17 protein-coding genes are annotated in these 18,905 nt (G+C 63.1%); 13 read left to right on the plus strand and 4 right to left on the minus strand.

Annotated elements, in window-relative coordinates:
* Positions 1 to 132: 132 nt before the first annotated feature.
* Both ACWJKU_RS09245 and ACWJKU_RS09250 read left to right on the plus strand, forming a co-directional pair.
* On the plus strand, positions 133 to 1,227 hold the full coding sequence (locus ACWJKU_RS09245; RefSeq protein ID WP_454147942.1) for a triose-phosphate isomerase family protein: 1,095 nt from the start codon (positions 133 to 135) through the stop codon (positions 1,225 to 1,227).
* 289 nt (positions 1,228 to 1,516) lie between these two features.
* Positions 1,517 to 3,103: a glucan biosynthesis protein gene (locus ACWJKU_RS09250; protein WP_454147944.1), complete on the plus strand. Its 1,587-nt coding sequence runs from the start codon at positions 1,517 to 1,519 to the stop codon at positions 3,101 to 3,103.
* Between the two features lie 223 nt (positions 3,104 to 3,326).
* Here ACWJKU_RS09250 and ACWJKU_RS09255 read toward each other — a convergent pair whose 3' ends face one another.
* Complete coding sequence (locus ACWJKU_RS09255) at positions 3,327 to 5,747, minus strand: beta-galactosidase (protein ID WP_454147946.1); 2,421 nt, start codon at positions 5,745 to 5,747, stop codon at positions 3,327 to 3,329.
* Positions 5,744 to 7,357, minus strand: coding sequence for an alpha-amylase family glycosyl hydrolase (locus ACWJKU_RS09260; RefSeq protein ID WP_454147948.1), 1,614 nt, complete (start codon positions 7,355 to 7,357; stop codon positions 5,744 to 5,746). The genes ACWJKU_RS09255 and ACWJKU_RS09260 overlap by 4 nt, the downstream gene beginning before the upstream one ends.
* 525 nt (positions 7,358 to 7,882) lie before the next feature.
* On the opposite strand from ACWJKU_RS09260, the gene ACWJKU_RS09265 reads away from it, so the two are divergent.
* The 8 genes from ACWJKU_RS09265 to ACWJKU_RS09300 all read left to right on the plus strand — a co-directional run bounded on the left by ACWJKU_RS09265 (position 7,883) and on the right by ACWJKU_RS09300 (position 14,367).
* Complete coding sequence (locus tag ACWJKU_RS09265; RefSeq protein ID WP_454147950.1) at positions 7,883 to 8,236, plus strand: high-potential iron-sulfur protein; 354 nt, start codon at positions 7,883 to 7,885, stop codon at positions 8,234 to 8,236.
* 144 nt (positions 8,237 to 8,380) lie between these two features.
* The gene (locus ACWJKU_RS09270) at positions 8,381 to 8,680 is read left to right on the plus strand and encodes a hypothetical protein (protein ID WP_454147952.1); all 300 of its coding nucleotides are present in this window, start codon (positions 8,381 to 8,383) and stop codon (positions 8,678 to 8,680) included.
* Positions 8,681 to 8,834: 154 nt separating this feature from the next.
* Positions 8,835 to 9,290: an AAA family ATPase gene (locus tag ACWJKU_RS09275; RefSeq protein WP_454147954.1), complete on the plus strand. Its 456-nt coding sequence runs from the start codon at positions 8,835 to 8,837 to the stop codon at positions 9,288 to 9,290.
* Between the two features lie 92 nt (positions 9,291 to 9,382).
* The gene (locus tag ACWJKU_RS09280; protein ID WP_454147956.1) at positions 9,383 to 9,514 is read left to right on the plus strand and encodes a DUF3096 domain-containing protein; all 132 of its coding nucleotides are present in this window, start codon (positions 9,383 to 9,385) and stop codon (positions 9,512 to 9,514) included.
* A 57-nt stretch (positions 9,515 to 9,571) separates the two neighbouring features.
* Positions 9,572 to 10,024 (plus strand): CreA family protein, encoded by a 453-nt coding sequence (locus ACWJKU_RS09285; RefSeq protein ID WP_454147958.1) that lies wholly within the window; start codon positions 9,572 to 9,574, stop codon positions 10,022 to 10,024.
* Between the two features lie 138 nt (positions 10,025 to 10,162).
* Positions 10,163 to 11,356 (plus strand): M20 metallopeptidase family protein, encoded by a 1,194-nt coding sequence (locus tag ACWJKU_RS09290; RefSeq protein ID WP_454147960.1) that lies wholly within the window; start codon positions 10,163 to 10,165, stop codon positions 11,354 to 11,356.
* Entirely contained in the window at positions 11,349 to 12,485 is a 1,137-nt protein-coding gene (locus ACWJKU_RS09295) for a carboxylate-amine ligase (RefSeq protein ID WP_454147962.1), read from the plus strand. Before ACWJKU_RS09290 ends, ACWJKU_RS09295 begins: the two co-directional genes overlap by 8 nt.
* A 220-nt stretch (positions 12,486 to 12,705) precedes the next feature.
* Positions 12,706 to 14,367: a pyridoxal phosphate-dependent decarboxylase family protein gene (locus ACWJKU_RS09300; protein ID WP_454147964.1), complete on the plus strand. Its 1,662-nt coding sequence runs from the start codon at positions 12,706 to 12,708 to the stop codon at positions 14,365 to 14,367.
* Between the two features lie 267 nt (positions 14,368 to 14,634).
* Here the strand turns inward: ACWJKU_RS09300 and ACWJKU_RS09305 are convergent, their stop codons facing one another.
* On the minus strand, positions 14,635 to 14,988 hold the full coding sequence (locus ACWJKU_RS09305) for a hypothetical protein (protein ID WP_454147966.1): 354 nt from the start codon (positions 14,986 to 14,988) through the stop codon (positions 14,635 to 14,637).
* Positions 14,989 to 15,350: 362 nt separating this feature from the next.
* Here ACWJKU_RS09305 and ACWJKU_RS09310 point away from each other — a divergent pair, with 362 nt between their 5' ends.
* The 3 genes from ACWJKU_RS09310 (at position 15,351) to ACWJKU_RS09320 (ending at position 17,733) form a co-directional block, all read left to right on the plus strand.
* Positions 15,351 to 15,737: a helix-turn-helix domain-containing protein gene (locus ACWJKU_RS09310; RefSeq protein ID WP_454146399.1), complete on the plus strand. Its 387-nt coding sequence runs from the start codon at positions 15,351 to 15,353 to the stop codon at positions 15,735 to 15,737.
* Complete coding sequence (locus tag ACWJKU_RS09315; RefSeq protein ID WP_454146590.1) at positions 15,734 to 16,300, plus strand: IS630 family transposase; 567 nt, start codon at positions 15,734 to 15,736, stop codon at positions 16,298 to 16,300. Before ACWJKU_RS09310 ends, ACWJKU_RS09315 begins: the two co-directional genes overlap by 4 nt.
* A gap of 300 nt (positions 16,301 to 16,600) precedes the next feature.
* Positions 16,601 to 17,733, plus strand: a protein-coding gene (locus tag ACWJKU_RS09320) for an IS630 family transposase (protein ID WP_454148086.1) whose coding sequence is annotated in 2 segments (ribosomal slippage) — positions 16,601 to 17,033 and positions 17,033 to 17,733 — 1,134 coding nt in all. Because the reading frame shifts where the segments join, the coding sequence is not laid out codon by codon here.
* Positions 17,734 to 17,777: 44 nt separating this feature from the next.
* Here the strand turns inward: ACWJKU_RS09320 and ACWJKU_RS09325 are convergent.
* Entirely contained in the window at positions 17,778 to 18,776 is a 999-nt protein-coding gene (locus ACWJKU_RS09325; protein ID WP_454147968.1) for an alpha/beta hydrolase, read from the minus strand.
* Between the last annotated feature and the right edge of the window lie 129 nt (positions 18,777 to 18,905).

An 18,905-nucleotide genomic window follows, 5' to 3' on the forward strand; every position in this document is an offset into this window, starting at 1 on the left:
GAGACCGGACGCCGCGGCGGCTTGAGTTGTATCATGTGATCGCAGCCCCCATGTCGGATCGTGCGGGGGGTCCTGTCGCGCGGACAGCGGGCGGGCGAGTCCGAGATACCGGATCAACAGGAAAAACAAACCATGAAAACGGCAAGCGTGTACCGGAACTATTATCGCCAGAGAACGGCCAATCAATGGCACAAGATCGAGACCGAGGTCGGAGATCCCGGAGCGATCAGGCCGTTCCTCGCCGGCAATTGGAAAATGAACGTGATTCCGCGCTCGGGAGTCGCGCTCGCCGCGCGCATCTTCGACCTTTGCAAAGGCGTCAAGGACGTCGATATCGGCCTGGCGCCGCCCTTCACCGGGCTATCCACACTTTCCGATTACATCAAGCCGGATTTTCTCCGGACCGAATACGGCCTCGGGAGAAACGTTTTTCTCCTGGCGCAGGATACGTTCTTCGAATCCAAGGGCGCGTTCACGGGCGAGATTTCGGCCGAGATGCTCGCGTCGATCGGCGTCGACCGCGTCATCATCGGGCATTCGGACCGAAGGACCAATCTCGGCAAGTATTTGGGGTTCGGACCCAGCATCGCGCGACGGCTGTCCAGGAGTTTTCTGTTGCAAGAACTGACTCTGCGCCGGGCAAGAGAAGGCGCGGACCGGCAAATTCTGGCGGCCCTCGAACATCTGGCTTCCGAAGAAAACCAGGACATTCTGGCGGGCGTGCAGCGGTTTCTGGAAGAAGAATTAATCGAGCGGGCCGGAGAAAGCGACGAAATCATCCAGAAAAAAGTTCAGGCGTCGCTGGCCCACGGCCTTCAGGTGATCCTCTGCGTCGGCGAAGACAAGGAAGCCAGGGAAACCCACGAAACCTTCAATCTGCTGGACCGGCAGCTTCGAATGGCGTTCGAGGTCGTGTCGCCGAGAACCGCGAGCGAAGTGGTGATCGCCTACGAGCCGGTGTGGGCCGTCGGCGAGGGCGCAAAACCCGCGAAGCTGGAGCAGATCAGCGAGGTACACGACTTCATCAGGAATCTGATCATGGACCTCTACGGCGAGCAAATCGCATCGACGATCAGGATTCTGTACGGGGGCAACGTCAAACCCGACAACATCGACAGCATCATGAGCCTCGCCGGGGTGGACGGCGCCCTGGTCGGCGGGGCGAGCTTAAAGGCATGCGATTTCGCGCAAATCATCCGCTTCGGCCTGGAATCCCCGTGCGCCTGACGCGGCGCCCGGGCGATTCCGGCGTTTCGCGAGCAAATCGTTCTCCAGCCGCGACGGTTCTTGCCTTTTCGCCGATCGCCTTCGCGCCGGCGCTCGTGGCGCCAGGTCCGGAAACGGTTTTATGGCGTTACGTCGCTGATTTTGATTATGATTTCCGCTGCAACAGAGCCGTCTCCAGCCGTTGAATGCCCGAATCGTTCGCCGTCGTGCCAACAATCGACGCATTTCTCGTCTTAATGGCTCGCATCTTGCTTGAAAAGCATTACATTCATCATCTTCGCATCAAGTCATGACCGGAAAAGTTACTCGTCGCAGTTTTTTGCAAATCGCCGCCCTGCTGGGAATCGGCACTCCCTTGCTCGGATCCGCGCGCTCGGCGCCGGCCGAGCCGCGCAAATTCAGCCTGGGCTCCAAGCACGCGTTCAGTTACGACGCGCTGGTCGAACGCGCGCGCTTGCTGGCCAAGTCGCCCTATAAGCCGCCGGAGCGTCCGATGCCGGATGTAGTGGCACGCATCGATTACGAGGAATGGGGCAAGATCCGTTTCAACACCGATCGCGCCCTGTTCGCCGACGGGCCGGAGGTCTATCCGGCGACGTTCTTTTTTCTCGGCCAATTTTTTCAGAAGCCGGTCAAAATGTACGCGGTCGAGGGCGGTAAAGCGCGCCGAATCGTTTGCAGCAACAGCCTCTTCGACATACCGAAAAGCAGCGTCGCCTATAAGCTGGCGGACAAACTGGGCTTCGCCGGGTTTCGCCTGCAAGAGTCCCGCAATCGGCCGGACTGGCGCACCCAGGACTGGATCGCCTTCCTCGGCGGTTGCTATTTCCGGGCGATCGGCGCGCTCAATCAATACGGCTTGTCCGCGCGCGGCGTCAGCATCGATTGCGCCGAGCCGACGCCCGAAGAGTTCCCGGACTTCACCGAGTTCTACATTCAGGGCGCGCTCAAGGAATCCGATCCCGTCATGGTGTACGCCTTGCTCGAGGGGCCCAGCATCGCCGGCGCTTATCGCTTCGCGATCTGGCGGACCGAGGGCGTGGTGCAAGAGGTCGAGGCCGCGCTTTTCCTGCGGAAGGACGTGCAGCGGCTGGGTCTGGCCCCGCTCACGTCGATGTACTGGTTCAGCGAGTCGGAGAAGCGGCGGATGGAAGACTGGCGCCCCGAAGTGCACGATTCCGACGGCCTGGCGATCTGGAGCGGTTCCGGCGAGCGCATCTGGCGGCCGTTGATCAATCAGCCCTTTGCGGTGACTTCCAGCTTCGTGGACGACAATCCCAAAGGATTCGGCTTGCTGCAGCGCGACCGTGCATTCGAGAACTATCTGGACGGGGTCAACTACGAGCGGCGGCCCAGCCTCTGGGTGGAACCGCTGGATTCCTGGGGTCCCGGTTCGGTGCAACTGGTGGAACTGCCGACCGACGACGAGATTCACGACAACATCAACGCCTACTGGCGTCCGGCGGAGCCCGCGCGCGCCGGCGCATCCTACCGCCTGCGCTACCGGCTGACCTGGCTCGCCGACGAACCCTACCCGCCCGCCGTCGCGCGCTGCGTCGCGACCCGGATCGGCCGGGGCGGCCAGCCGGGCAAGCCGAGGCCCAAGGGAGTCTACAAATTTACCGTCGAGTTCGCCGGCGAGTCGCTCGATCCCTTGTGGGGCGACACCGTCAAGGCGGCGCCGGTGGTCACGGCCTCGCGCGGCGAGATCCAGGGAGCGTTCATCGAGCCCATTCCGGGAACGCGGCGCTGGCGGGCCATCTTCGACGTGATTCCGGGCACTACCGATCCGGTGGAATTGCGCCTGTTCATCCAGGGCAACGGCGACGCCCTGACCGAGACCTGGCTTTATCAGTTCAGGCCGCCCGTCGCCTGAACATCCGATCGGCCGGCGCTTTCGGGCGCCGGCCGGAAACGATCAAACTAAATCCGGCCGTCGGAAACGACCCGAAAAGCCCAAGCCCTCTCCCCGGCCCTCTCTCCAAGGGAGAGGGCGTTTTGAAGGTCGGGCGAAGGGCGTTTAGCCCCTCGCCCGCCGGGAGAGGGGGTGAGGAGAGGGCCTGCAGCGGCCGGCGTGGCCTTACGGCCCGTTTTTAGGATCAAACGCCTTCCTTGAAGCGTAGCGTCAGGCGGTCGTCGACCCTGGCGTGCTTGCGGGAAACGATCACCGTCCGGCGGCCTTCGTTCCTCACCCGATAGTCGTCGCTCGGAACCGGCTCGCGCCCGGTTTCCAGCGCGACGATGTCCTCGGCCTGGGTCAGCCGGAAACTGATGGCATCGCGCTCGACCCGGAGGATCTCGGCGGTCGAATACTCGATCCTCACGCCGTGAAACGACACGCCCAGGGGCAGCATGACGCCGTCCCGGGCTTGCAGCGTCAATTTGCGCCCATCCAGGAGCGGCCGCCCGTTATCGTACAGGCGCAGTTCCTTGTCGAATCCGTCGAGATTGAGAATGTGGAGAAAGCGCTCGCCGTCGCCGGTGGCCGTCGAGGTCATGAAGATCCCGCTCTGCGCGCAGTCATGGCGAAGGCCCGCCGCCGCCCCGAGCCTCTCCAGCGCCGCGCGGAACAGGGAAACGTCGCAGGGATAGGCGGTCGTGATGACGAGCGCCCTGCCCTTGCCGACGGATGTCCCGAAGCCGCACACCTCGCGGGTGTCGTAAACCCGCAGGAACGCCCCCGCGCCGCCGGCCGCGAAGACCTGGGCGAAATGGGTGCGAATCTCCGGGCGCGGCGCCGCCCATCCGTCCGCGCAGACGGACAGGTAATAGTCTTCGCTCGCTTGCCGGGCGCCCGTCGGCATGGCGCCGAGCGCCTCGGCCAATAGGGTGCAGCCCTCACCCTCCATGTCGAAGAGCGGAACCTCGCCGTAAAGGAGCAGGCCGCCGCCAGCCCGGAGCCACTCGACCAGCCTGCGTTGAACCTCGCCGTCCATGTAGCGCGCCGAGGCGAGCGCCAGCACGGGCGTCGTCTTCGGATCCAGGGCGCGGTTCTGGATGTCGATGGCGCCGAATCGATAGCCGGCCAGCAACATGGCGCGAACCATGCACTCCCAAGCGCCGCGGCCGCGATTCGCCTCCAGATTTCCCATGATTTCTTGAATCTTGGGATTGCCGGGATAGCGATATTCGGTCATGAAATAGTCGGGAATGAAGGCGAGCGCCACGGCGTCGCGCTCTTCCTCCGCCACCGCCAGTTTGTCGGAAACCGCCATCATCGTCTCGATGACACGGGCCATGCGCGGATACGTATAGTTCAGCGCGCCCTCGGGGCCGACCGGCGCGGCGACGCCGTGGCGCTCGCCGGTGATGGCGATCCGGTCGTTGCCGTCGTTCGGGGCGGGGTCGAGCCTATAGTTGTGGCCGCCGGCAAATAGGTAGTAATTGAGCATGCGGTTGCCCTGGGCGATGCACATGCGTGTCTTGAGATCCACCGCGGAGGGATCGTAGCGATTGCCGAACATGTGGCCGTAATCGCCGTCGCCGCACTCGAACTCCACCGAGGACAAGGGTTGATCCGCCGTCTGCACACAGTCCATGAAAGCGTTGCAGACATAGAGATCCTGGAAATTGTCGGGCGTCAGATTGCCGAGGTAGAAATCGGAGCCGGGCAGATAGCCCGGCGCCTGGGTATAGGCTTCGTAGAGCTGGCTGATTCCCACCGGGAAGGTCAGTCCCCGGCCGCTCTGCGTTCCGTGGACATTGATCACGAACGGGACATCCTTCACTCCGAATTCCTCGGCCCAGGCGCGTAAGGTCGCGACGTAGCGGCTGAAGCGGTTCCGCATATAGTGGCCGAGATCGCGCATCAGCCGCACGCCGTGGCCGTCGACGGGCGAGCGGGCCCGGTTTCTCCGGATTTCCGCATCGGCCGGATCGAACGAATAGCGCCGCGCCAGATCTTCGGCGCCGTAGCGTCGCTCAAGCCAGTCCGAGAAATCGGCCAGCATGTCGTCGGTCAGCCCCGGACAGTTGCACACCCACGCCAGCATCCCGATCTCGTTATCGAGCTGGACCGCGATGACGTTGCCGCCGCGGGCGTGAAGGCGGGGCGCGAGAACGCGCATCACGGCGGCATACCACTTGCGAGCCTCGTACAAAAAACCGGGCGCCAGATAATCGACGGCGCGAGCGCCGGTCGACGCGCCGTCCCAACCCACCGGCGCGATTTCGGGATGTTTCCCGGCGACCCAGTAAGGCAGCCCTTCGTTCTTCATCTCGGCCATGATGAACGGGCCCGGCCGAGCGAAAAACCAGAGCCCGTTCTGCTTGCAGAGATCGATGAAGGCGCCGAGGTCGAGTTCGGCGCGCGTTTCGCCTTCGAGGTCGACTTTCCCGTCCGCCGGTTCGTGACACAGCCACGGCACATAGGACGCCACGGTGTTGCAGCCGGCCGCCTTCAACTTGTCCAGGCGGTCTTGCCAGCTTGCGCGCGGGACGCGGAAGTAATGAATTTCTCCGCTCATGACGATGCGCGGCACGCCGTCGATGACGATTTGTTTGTTTCGGATCTCGATCATGGTGCACCGACACGCAGAATCAGGCCCTCGTTCGGCGCCAGCCCGAGGCGCCTCAAATCCGCCGCGCCGCGTTTCTCCATGCCCGTGCTCAGCACCGTCGCCGCCCGCTCGCCGAGCGCGCTCAAATCCAGTTCATGCGCGGCGTCGCCGAAATTGAGCGCGATCAGATAGCGTTCCTCGTCCAGCGTGCGCGTATAGGCGAAAACATCGGGCACGCCGGCGTCCACCGCCGCGTAATCGCCCGCCGTCAAGGCCGCCGCGCTTTGACGGAGGCGCGTCAAGGCCCGGAAATAGCTCAGCATGGAGCGCGGATCGCGGGTCTGGGCCGCCACGTTGCATGTCCGGTAATTCGCCGCCAGCGGCAGCCAGGGCTTTGCCCCCTCCGGAGCGAAGCCGGCATTGGGCGAGGCGTCCCACGGCAAGGGCGTGCGCTGCGGGTCGCGGCCGACGATGGCGGCGATTTCCGGCTGGTTGACCGCCTGCGGATCCCGTACGAGTTCGGGAGGTATGGGCACATTCTCCATGCCGATCTCGTCGCCGTAATAGCACGTCGGCGTACCGCGCAGGGTGAGCAGCAGCAAGATGGCCACGCGCGCTTGCGCCGGACCGAGGCGGGTTGCCAGGCGATGCTGGTCGTGGGTGCCGAGCAGCCAATTGGGCCAACCGCCCGCGGGCAAAGAGGCTTCGTAGCGGTCCACCAGGCGCCGCACGGCCTGCGCGCCCCATTCCGCGTAAACCAGTTGGAAGTTGAGAGGCAGATGGCACTCGTCGGACCCGGCGCCGTAGTACGTCACCAGTTCGTCGTTGGACACGTTGGTTTCGCCCACCAACACGCGGTCCTCGTATTCGTCCAGCAATGCGCGCATGGCGCGAACGATCTCGTGAACCTCGGGGCGGTTGGCCGTATAGAGGTGCTTGAGGCGGGCGTGCGGATTGAACCCGTCCCAGTCGGGGTCGGGCGGTTCGTCACGGAATTGCTCGTCCTTGATCATTAGCCAGATGACGTCGACGCGAAAACCATCCACGCCGCGCTCCAGCCAAAAGCGCATGTACTCCAGCATGGCTTGCAGGACTTCCGGGTTGCGGTAGTTAAGCTCCGGCTGCTGCTTGACGAACTGGTGCAGATAGTATTGGCCGGTCGGTTCGTCGTAAGTCCAGGCCGGCCCACCGAAAAAGCTCAGCCAGTTGTTGGGCGGGCCGCCGTCCGGAGCCGGATCGCGCCAGATGTACCAATCGCGCTTGGGATTGTCGCGGCTGCTGCGGCTTTCCCGAAACCAGGGATGCTCGTTCGAGGTGTGATTGGGCACGAAATCCAGGATCAGCCTCATGCCGCGCGCGTGGAGGGAATCGAGCAGGCGATCGAAGTCGTTCAGATTGCCGAACAGCGGATCGACGTTCGTATAGTCCGCCACGTCGTAGCCGAAATCGTGCATCGGCGAGGGATAAACGGGCGACAGCCAGATCGCGGATATATTGAGGCTTTCCAGATAATCCAGTCTTTTGAGGATGCCGGGCAGGTCGCCGACGCCGTCGCCGCTGCCGTCCTGGAACGAGCGCGGATAAATCTGGTAGATGATGCCGGTTTGCCACCAGCGATAGGATCGTGTCATGGATGAGGCGGAGTTTGAAATCATCGGAGTTTGACCGTTGCGGGGCGCTCGAACGAGGCTATTTTGCCTAATACCCGGAAACGATCAAAATAAGTTATCGCCGATCGTTGTCAATCCGGCCCGTCAATACCCTCCCGGCATTTCGGCCGGGGCCGAGGCCCCGGCTGATGCGGCTCGTCCCCGCCCCGAATCGACCCGGCCTATGTTTAGAGCGTTTTCATCTCGCGTTGACGGCAGTCCGTGCGGAACGTGTGCGTCGTATGTAGTCGCCCCTACATCCGTATTGAAAACGCACTAGAGGACGATGGCGGCCCGCAAGCCGCGCCTCGAGGGCCGGAAGCCTCGCCGCCAAACTCCGGAGCGCCCGAGCCGTCTAATGTTTCATTGCCGTCCGCTAAACCGCTTGACGGCAACTTTCCGCGAGAGCATCGTTCACCCGGAACTCGGCCTGAGTTCCGATCGTCGATTGGCTCGCCGGGGCGGGTCTCGACGGACAATCGTACAACCTGGTTCAAGGAGAGTGCCATGTCAGACTCGACGTTTCTTCCGGGCCGCCGTCAAACCCTCAAGGCGGCGGTCGTTGCGGTGACGGCTGTTTCGCTGAACGGATGGATACGGCAGGGACAAGCGCAGGAGACCTCTCCCGCGGGTGCGCCCAAGCTCTCGCCGGACGATCCGATGGCCAAATCGCTCCATTACGTGGAGGATGCCTCCAAGGCCGCCCGGTCGCCGAGGGAAGGCGTGCCGGGCGATCAACAATTCTGTCACAACTGCAAATTTCTCCGGGCCGGCGAGGGCGACTGGCGGCCTTGCAGCGTCTTCGGCGGCAAGCTGGTGAGCGTCAATGGCTGGTGCAGTTCCTGGCTGAAGGCGGGTTGATCGGCTCCAGGAGGCCCGCCGGGGCGAGCCGTCCGGCGGGCCTCTCGGAAATCGGAATCGCCCGATCCGGCTCATGCACCAATCGCGAGAACATGGGATCCCGGTCCCGGCAATTTATCCCGTTCGGGCAAGGCAGGAGGCCCGATGAAAACCAACCCGATTCCGATGTCCCTGATGCTGTGGTCGCTGGCCGCGGGCGGGAGCGCCTTGCCGGCGCAAGCGGCAGAACCGGCGTACTTCCCGGCCTTCTCCAAAGTCGACGAAAACAAGGACGGGTATATTTCCGCCGGCGAATCCAAGGCAGTGCCCGGTTTGCCGGTATATCTGACGACGCTGGACCAGAACAGCGACGGCAAACTCAGCCCCGCGGAATACGCAGGCTTGAAAATTCTGGAGCCCGGCAAGGCCGGTCCGTCCACCTGGACGCGCCGGATGCCGCCGTAGGCGGCACACCGAGGTTCACCGAACGCCCTCTCTTCAACGGGCGAGGGGCCAAACGCCCTTCGCCCGACCTGCAAAACGCCCTTTCCCTTTGGGAGAGGGCCGGAGAGGGGGTTTAGGGCTTTTCGGGTCGTTTCCGACGGCCGGATTTAGGTTTATGGAAACCGTCGTGTTCACGGGAATTCAGGCGGCCGGAAAGTCGACCTTTTTCAAGGCGTACTTCGTCGATACTCACATCCGAATCAATCTGGACATGCTGCGCACCCGGCGCCGGGAAAAACTGCTGATCGCCGCTTGCCTGCGGGCGAAGCAGCCTTACGTGGTGGAAAATACCAATCTGACCCGGGAAGACCGCGCCCGTTACATTCCTTCGGCCAGGCGGGCCGGATTTCGCGTGATCGGCTACGCTTTCCGGGTCGGACTCGAAGAAGCCCTGCTCCGGAACGCTTTGCGCAAGGCGCCTCGAAGAATTCCGGAAAAGGCCATCCGCGGCGCGTTCAAGCGCTGGCAGCCGCCGGCTTGGGCAGAAGGATTCGATGCGCTGTTCGAAGTATGGAGCGAAGGCGGCGAATTTCGGGTGCGGCCGGTTCCGCCCGAAACCCGGCCGTCGTGAAAGATGCCGAGCAAGCGTCCTCCGGCGTTGCCCGGTTCGGGACGAGCCACTAGACTCATCCACATCGTTTTAGGCCATGCGGGAGAATTTTTATGTACGTGCCCTTGCAGCCGGTCATCGCGCTGGTGACCGGAATTCTGATCTTACTGATACCGAGGCTGTTGAATTATCTTGTGGCGATCTATTTGATCGTCATAGGCGTTTTGGGATTGATGCACCGATAATCCCGGATGCGGCGGCCTCGACGCTCGCATCGTCTCGACCACCAAGAGGAATGATCCTTGAAGAAAGCCCTCCTGTTCACCGTCCTGTTCTCCGGCATCGTCCAGGCCGAGGAAGTCGGTTGCGTCACGACGGCCTGGAAACTGATCGGCGCCAACCACAAGATTTGCGTCGAAGCGTTCTCCGATCCCAAAGTGCCCGGCGTGACCTGCCACATCAGCCAGGCTCGCGCCGGCGGCATTTCCGGAGCGGTGGGACTGGCGGAAGATCCGTCCAAGTTCAGCCTGGCGTGCCGTCAAACCGGACCGATAAGCTTGCCGCCGGGGTTGAAGAGCGGCGAGAAAGTCTTTTCCGAAGACACCTCGGTCTTTTTCAAGACGACCGATGTCGTCCGCATGGTCGACGCCAAGAACAACTCGCTCATCTATCTGGCGATCAGCCGGAAAATCATCGAGGGCGCGCCGGCCAGCAGCCTGTCCACCGTACCCGTGATGCCCTGGGGCGGCCGATAGCGCGCAGCTCGAATCCGCCGCCGACGGCCAATCGACCGGAACTAAGACCGCCGGCAGCCCTCTAGTCATTTAGGGGAAACCGGTCGCTGCCGCCGCGGCAGCGGCCGGTTTCCGAATCCGTTTTTCCGGATCTCCCCGATGAGTTTGCCGAGCGACGAAAACCCCATGGCCGGGCGCGCCGACGTCGAGCGGATTTATCCCCGCATGGTGGCGTTGCGCCGATTGCTGCACCGCTATCCCGAACTGGCCTTCGAAGAAGCCCAGACCGCGCGCAGAGTCATGGAGGAACTCGACCGTCTCGGCATCCCGTACGAATACGGCGGCGTCGGCGGCGGTATCGTGGCCCGGATCGCGGGCAAGCCCGGCGGCGCTTGCGTGGCCTTGCGGGCCGAGATGGACGGTTTGCCGGGTAACGAGAGCACCGGCCTGCCCTTCGCTTCGCTGAACCCCGGGAAGATGCACGCTTGCGGCCACGACGGGCACATGGCGATGGTGCTCGGCGCGGCAGCTCTGCTCAAGGACGATCCGCCGCCGGGCGATGTCCTGCTGGTTTTTCAGCCGGCCGAAGAACGCGGCGGCGGCGCGCGGGTGATCCTTCGCTCGGGGGCGCTCTCGGGCGTCAGGGCGATCTTCGGCGGGCACGTGACCGGGCATTACCGGGTCGGCGAAATCATGACGGCTCCCGGCACGATCACCGCCCAATCCGACGGTTTCCTCATACGAATCCAGGGACGCGGCGGGCATGGGGCGAGGCCGCACGAAGCGGTGGACGCGGTGGTGGTCGCCGGGCTGTTGATCGTGGCGATGCAAACCCTGGTCTCCAGGGAAGTGAATCCGGTCTATCCGTCGGTCATCACCATCGGCCAGATCAGCGCCGGCAGCGCGCCCAACGTCATCGCCGAAACGGCAATCCTCCGCGGCTCGATCCGCACGACTCTCCCGGATGTGCGCAAACACATCGTCGAGGGCCTGGGGCGCATGGCCAAGGGCATCGGGGATCTGCACAACGCCCGGGTCGAGGTGATCGTCGACGAGGGCTATCCGCCGGTGGTGAATACGCCCGCCGAATCGGACATCGCCCGGCGGGCGGCCGCAAAGATCGTCGGCGAAAGAGGGCTCGCATCGATGGAATATCCCAGCATGGGTTCCGAAGACTTCGCCTACTATCTCCGGGAAATCCCGGGCTGTTACGTGCGCTTCGGAGCGCGACGGGAAGGCTGGGAGCACATCCCCCTGCACAGTCCCGCCTTCGATTTCGACGAGGAGGCGCTGAAGATCGGGGCGGCATTCTTCGACCGGGTGGCGCGCGATGCCATCGAGGCGTATGCGTGACGAAGCGCTGGAATTCGCCGGTTCGCCCCGTCCCACCCTGGGAATCGAAATCGAATTTCAGTTGCTCGATCCGGACACGCTCGATCTGGCCGACGGCATTCTTCCCCTGCTGCGAAGCTATCCGGAAGAACCCTGCATCAAGCCGGAATTCACCCAATCCACGGTCGAGATCAATTCCCACGTGTGCGCCGACATCGAGGCGCTGCAAGCGGATATCACCGGCCTAGCCAAAGGGCTGAAGCGCCGCTGCGCGGGATTGCGTCTGGCGCTTTGCGGCGCCGGCACGCATCCGTTTTCGCAGCGTCCCTCCGCGATCACGCCGTTGCCGCATTACGTCGAGATGGAACAGCGCATGGTCTACCTGGCGCACACGCTGAAAACCTACGCGCTCCACGTCCATGTCGGCATGCCGTCGGGCGACGCCGCGGTCGCCGTCATGAGCCTGCTCAAGCCGTATCTGCCCATCCTTCTGGCGCTATCGGCCAGCTCGCCGTTCTGGCAGGGCCAGGATACCGGCTTCGCGTCGTTCCGCCAGCGCGTCCTGGCGGCGATGCGGGACTACGGCCTGCCGCCGAGCTTCGCGTCCTGGCGCCAATTCTCCCGATGCTTCGAAAATCTCCGCGCGGCGGGCGCCGCCCACGTGGTCCGGGATCTCCACTGGGACATCCGGCCTAGCCCCCATTACGGCACGCTGGAAGTCCGGGTGATGGATGTCCAGCCGACCTTGAAAGAGACTTTGATGTTGGCCGCCCTGGTTCAGACCCTGCTGGTGCGCCTGCAAGACTGCTGGCAGCAGAAAAAGCCCGTTTATCCCGCGATGCCGCAACACTGGTGGGCGCAGAAGGAAAATTGCTTCCGAGCCTCCCATCGCGGGGCGGAAGCGGAAATCATCGTCGACGACAGGGGCCATGTCCGGCCCATCGATCGCTGCGCGCGCGAATTACTGGCGAACCTGGCGGAAACCGCCGAAGCGCTGAAAACCAAAACCTGGCTCGATCGGCTCGAAGCGCGGCTCGGCACCGGGCACAGCTATCTCCGTCAGCGGGCGGTCTTTGCCGAAACGGGATCGCTGCAAGAAGTGGCGGCGAGCCTGGTCGGAGAACTGGATGCGGAACTGGTCGAAGCGTGAGGCTCGCCGCGATCCGGCCCGTTGGCTTCGAGACTCGACGCCGGAAAGTCGTTTTCAAGGGGAACCGAATCGGGGAAACTAGCGGCGAACTCCCGGAACCGATTCCGACCCGGCCTTTTCGAGAACGATCATCGCCGTTTCCCGGGGCGATGGACCCGCTCCCGGCGGGATCGGTGGCCGCGCCGAAACCCTTCCGAGCAGCCCATAAACGGAGAGAGCGATGAGCCATTATCGTCACCGGCATTACACCGAAATCCTGGAGCAGTTGAAGAGCCATTTTCCGGTCCCGGTTTCCAACCCCGTCATGGACGGCTATTTCGTCCATTCCATTTCCCGGTTTCTCGACAAAATCGACGCACTCAAATCCACCGCGCCGGTGCTCGGCGCTGCCGAGCAAACCGCTTATACGCCCCATCTCGAAGCGCGCTTTCCGGAAGCCGTGCGCTCCCTGGAAGACGTCAACGACCTCGTCTCCGAATATTGCCGCGGCACGGTCGTCTGGTCCCATCCCAACACCCAGGCGAACGTGATTCCGCCCTCGACCACGGCCAGCATCATGGCGTTTCTCGCCGCGGCTGTGTACAACCCCAACATCATCTGGGACGAATATTCCGGACGTTTCGCCGAAGCCGAAATCCAGTCGATCGGCTTGCTGTCCGATCTCATCGGCTATGATCCCAGGCAAGCCGGAGGGGTGTTCACCTTCGGCGGCACCGGCACCATCTTGTACGGCTGCAAGCTCGGCCTTGAGCGCATCCTCGGTGGCCGAGGCATGAGCCGGGGCATCCGCGAAGACTTCAAAATCGTCACCTCCGCCACCTCCCATTACGCCAAACTGAACGTGGCGGCCTGGCTGGGGCTCGGCACCGACAACATCGTCACCATCCCGGCCACGGCCAATAACGAAATCTCCTTGCGCCATCTGGAAACCTACTGGCGGGCGGCCCTGGAGCGCGGCGAGAAGATCGCCGTGGTGATCGCGACTCTGGGCACGACGGACGCCTTCGGCATCGACGATGTGGCCGGCATCGTGAGATTGCGCGACCGACTGGTCGAAGAATACCGCCTGGATTACGTGCCGCACGTCCACGCCGACGCGGTGATCGGCTGGGCGTGGTGCGTGTTCAGAGATTACGATTTCGAACTGAACCCGCTCGGCTTCCATGCCCGGACCTTGCGTTCCCTGCGCGACTCGCTGAGCTGGATCGAAGGCATCCATTCGGCCGACAGCGCGGGCATCGACCTGCACAAGACCGGTTACGCGCCTTACGTGTCCAGCGCATTCCTGGTCAAAAACCGGACTCACCTCGATCTTTTGAGCCGAGAGCCGGACAAGATGCCCTATTTGTATCAATTCGGACATTACCACCCCGGCATCTACACCCTGGAAAGCTCCCGCAGCGGGATGGGACCGCTGGCGGCTCTGGCCAATATCGAGCTGCTGGGCAAGGAAGGCTACCGTGTGCTGATCGGCCACGCCGTCGAAATGGCGGAAATGCTGCGGCAGCGCATCGAAAATCACGCCTGCATGATCGTGCTCAACGACTACAACTACGGACCCGTGACCCTGTTCCGGCTGTATCCGGAAGGGCTCGATCCCGGAGAAACCCTGAACCGGGAATTGACCGATCCGAGCTACCGCGACCGCCTGATCGAGCACAATGCCTATAACCGGCGCATCTTCGACCGCATGCACGGCTGGGCCCTGAGCGGCGAAGGGGTCCTGATTTCCTGGACCGATGCCTACCGCAACGTCGCCTATGAGAACGGCCCGCCGATCGCCGCGCTGAAATCCTTCATCATGAGCCCCTGGACCGATTTGTCCGCGGTCGACAAAGTCGTCGGCCAAGCCTTGAAGGCCCGGGCGTTGGAGCCGGCTTGAACCGGCAAAATCAACACCGTCCAGCATGCCGGGACAAGAATCGCGATATGCCGTAGCCCGGACGCTCCGGCTGGCCCCAGGTGGCGGTGACCATTCCGTTCGATTGCCGGCTGCAACGCCGAGCCGGGCGAAACGCCACACCGCACTCAGCGTTTTCCCGCAGCACCGGACCGCCGAGCGGCCCCGGCTCCGGGCGAAACGCGCAGGACCGGACGCTCGCCGGGAGCGCGTTCGAGCGTGCAGATATCGGCGCAGATCGAGAAAAGGCTACATCAACGCGGCATCGGGATTCAGCGCGAAGAATCCCAAAAGACCGTAACAAGCGACCGCCAGGGCCGCGTGCGTCACCAGCACGATCTTCGGCGCCTTTCGCCCCCTTTTGGCGGCAAATCCCATCGCGGCTCCCAAAAGGATAATGACTACGGCCATGCCGATATTGGCATAAACCCGGACGTCGCCATCCAACGCGGCGACGATCACCAAACCGGAGCCCAGCAGCGCGGCAGCGGCATGAAGCAGCGAGTAAGCCTGCCCCACGGCACGGCCGCGCCAGACATCGCGAATCATCATCAAGCCCATAACGGCGACCAGGGTAAAGACAGCAAGCGCAGCCATCAGCATGTCGGAATCCTCCCTCGATAATGAACGTAAAAATAGAAAGTGCGCTCGTTCGATATGAAAGAATCGGGCCAACCAAACTCTCCGCATTCGAGCAAGCTTGCGCCGGACAGACGGTCGATGGCGGCAAAAAAGCCTATTACCCTAAAAACCGCCGTTGAATCGCCGAAACGGCCGCCATCGCAGGCCCTCTCCCGGAGGGCGAGGGGCCAAACGCTCTGCGCCCGACCTTCAAAACGCCCTTCCCCTTGGAGAGAGGGTCGGGGAGAGGGCTTGGGCTTTTCGGGTCGTTTCCGACGGCCAGACTTAGAGCAATTCTCGGATGGGTAGCGGGAACTTGCCCAGATGGGTGGAATCAGAAGGAGATGACTCCCTATTCCTTAGATTTGCGGCAGAAAATCATCGCCGCCCTCGAGCGGGGCGTGGGCTCCCAACGCACCGTAGCCGACTTGTTCGGTGTCAGCCTCTCCTTTGTCGAACGCCTGTTGCAGCGGCAGCGTACGACCGGGACGCTGGCGCCACGGCCCCATGCCGGCGGGCCTCCGCGCCGCCTGGACGAGGCCGACGAGCGGCTGATTCGCCAGTGCCTGGGACAACAGCCCGACCTTACCTTGGACGAACTCCGCGAGGCCTTGGCCCGGCAGAACGGCAAATCGGTCAGCCGGGCAACGCTGGGCCGGGGGGTGCAACGCCTGAATCTGCCTCGAAAAAAAAGACTCTCCACGCGACTGAGCGTGAGACGGACCGGGTGAAGCAGGCCCGCCAGGACTACCGCGCCGAAGTCGCCGCGTTGCCCGTGGGCTGCCTGCATTTCATCGACGAATCCGGCATTAACCTCGGGCTGACCCGGCGCTACGGCCGAGCTGCTCCCGGGATCCGGGTGGAAGATGCGGTGCCGTTCAACCCCGGCCCTAATGTGAGTGTCATCGGTGCCTTGTCCTGCCGGGGCATCGGTGCCGTCATGAGCATTGAAGGCGCGACCGACGGGCCCGTGTTCCTCGCCTATGTCCGGCAGGTGCTGGCCCCGACCTTGGCCGAGGGGGATGTCGTGGTCATGGACAATCTCAGCGCCCACAAGGTGGCGGGGGTCCGCGAGGCCATCGAAGCGAAGGGGGCCAAGGTCTTCTACCTCTCGCCCTACTCGCCCGATTTCTCGCCGATCGAGCCCTGTTGGTCGAAAATCAAGACCGCCTTGCGCGCCGCCAAGGCCCGCACCCGCGAAGCCTTGGATGAGGCTCTCGCCGCCGCTCTGGCAACGATTACCCCTCTCGAGGCTCGAAACTGGTTCACCCATTGTGGTTATGCCCTACACTAACCTGAGAACCGCTCTAGGATTGCGAGTAGCCGAAGCCGGGTCCGATCTCTCAGAAGAGATGATGGATGAGGTCAGGTCGAGATGAAGGACATCGGGAGAGCGCCCTCCGGCGAGCGAGAGGAATGACGGGGGGAGCTATTTGGGAGCGGAGTTCGTAGTATCGGAAGTAGTGAGGGGCGACTGAAGTCGCCCCTACATTCGTATTGAAAACGCTCTAATGCAGTATCACCCGTCCTCTGGCGAGTCTAATGGAGCATGCTTTAGATGAGCATGGCGAGGCTGAGCGGCCGGGAGGATCGGATGGCCAAGAAGTACCGGGTGACGTTGACAGACGAGGAGCGGGGCGAGTTGGAAGGACTGATTGGCAAAGGTAAGGCGGATGCCCGCAAGTTGGCCCACGCGCGGGTTTTGCTTCAAGTGGACGAATCAGCAGGGGGCCCCGGCCGCATCGATACCGACGTGGCCTCGGCCTTGAATCTGAGTCTCCGCACGATCGAGCGGGTGCGGCAACGGTTCGTGGAAGAGGGCTTGGCCGCCGCGTTGTTGCCGAGGCCGAGCCCGCGCGTGTACCCACGGGCGCTGGACGGGGCTCAGGAGGCGCACCTGATCGCCCTGGCCTGTTCGGCCCCGCCCGAAGGCAAGCCGCGCTGGACTTTGCGGCTGTTGGCCGAGCGGATGGTCGAACTCGATTATGTCGACGCCGTCTCCTATGAGACGGTCCGGCGCGTGCTTAAAAAAACGAACTCAAGCCGCCTCTTCGGAAGATGTGGGTGATTCCGCCGAAGGCCTCGGCCGAGTTTGTCGCGGCCATGGAGGATGTCCTGGAGGTTTATCAACGGCCGTACCAGGCCGAGCGACCGGTGGTCTGTTTGGACGAGACCTTCACTCAACTGATCGGCGAGGTGCGGGAACCGCTGCCGGGGGCGCCGGGCCGGGTGGAACGCTACGACAGCGTCTATGTCCGCCACGGAGTAGCGAGCGTGTTCCTGGTCTTCGAGCCGCTGGCCGGGTGGCGCGAAGTCCAGGTGACCGACGGCCGGACCCGAAAGGACTTTGCCCACGTCGTGCGCGACCTGGTCGAGGGGCGGTACCGGGACGCCGAGAAGGTGGTGCTGGTGATGGATCAGCTCAACACCCACTCGACGGCGAGCTTGTATGAGGCCTTTCCCCCGGACGAGGCGCGGCAGTTGGCCGAGCGGCTGGAAATTCACCACACGCCGAAGCACGGCAGTTGGCTGGACATGGCCGAAATTGAACTGAGCGCCCTGGCCCGCGACCTCCCGGAGCGGGTCGGCGAGCGGGCCGATCTGGTCCGGCACGTCGCCGCTTGGACCCAGCGCCGCAACCAAGTCCAGGTGACAGCGAACTGGCAGTTCACCACCGCCGACGCCCGGATCAAACTCCGCAAGCTCTACCCGACAATTGAGGGCTGACAGAGTACTAAAGCGTTTTTCACCCCGGTTTGGCCGAAATACCCTCAAGGATTGAGGAAAGCCAGCGTGCTCCGCTGGTCCGCCCCCGACGGCAAGGGTTTTGATCTATCCGCGATCCATGCCGCGATATCGCCCCACGGCTTGGCGGCGCTCAAATCCCGCAACAGCAAATGGTATCCACGCTCGTAAAGGGCGACCCGAGCGATCCCGGTTTTCGACAGCTTCTTCAGCATCAGGGACACCGGCTTTTTGGGGATCACCTGGTCGTGCTCGCCGTAGAGAAGCAAAACATCTTTATTCAGCCTCTCCACTCGCGACAAAGCCTCGTCCATGAGATTGACCAAACCGTAAATCGCATCGACCCGGGTTTCCTTTATGACCAGGGGATCTCGCCCGAGTCCGCGCAGCATTTCGATATTGTCCGAAGGAAGAATCCCGAGACTTTCCCCGGTCAGATGCAGCCAGGGCATCGTATTGACGGAAATCGAGAGCAAAACGCGTTGATACCAGGGCATGGTATCGCGGCCCCACACGGCCGGCGCCGAGAGGATGATTCCGTCGGCCGCGGGAGGCCGGTCCGAGGTCATCGCCGCGATCGCCAAAGCGCCGCCCATGCTCTCGCCGAGGATATACACGGGTTTGCCCGGATGATCCCGGCCCACGAGCCGAGCGAACTGCCTCAGATCGTCGACATAGGTGTCCATTCCGGCCCACAGCCCCCGCCCGGGCGCATTCCCGAAACCTCTCTGATCGTAGGCGTACACGGCGATCCCGTGCTCGCTCAAATAGCGGCCGGGCATGGCGAAGGCATTGCTGTAATCGTTGAACCCGTGCAGCGCGATGACGACCGCCTCGGCGTCGCCATCTTCGGGCAGCCAGGAGCGCACCGGCAAAACAGCCTCGTCCGCGGCGACGAAATGGGCTTTGTGGAGTTGCGGTTCGACCTGATCCGCTCCCGCAGGATGGGTAATCGGCGTGCAGCCGCCGAGCAGCAGGTACGGAAGAAGCGCGAAACAGTACAAACGAAGAGCTTTCAGGATCATGGCTGGCGACAGGTATTGCGGAACGGATCTTAATATTACCTTCGATCGAAGCGGTTCGCAGAGATTATGCGGCCATGCGCAAGCGCCGCGCGGAAATATTGAACAGTGTTCATTTGTGCTCTAGACTTT

This window comes from Methylocaldum sp. MU1018, from assembly GCF_053646775.1.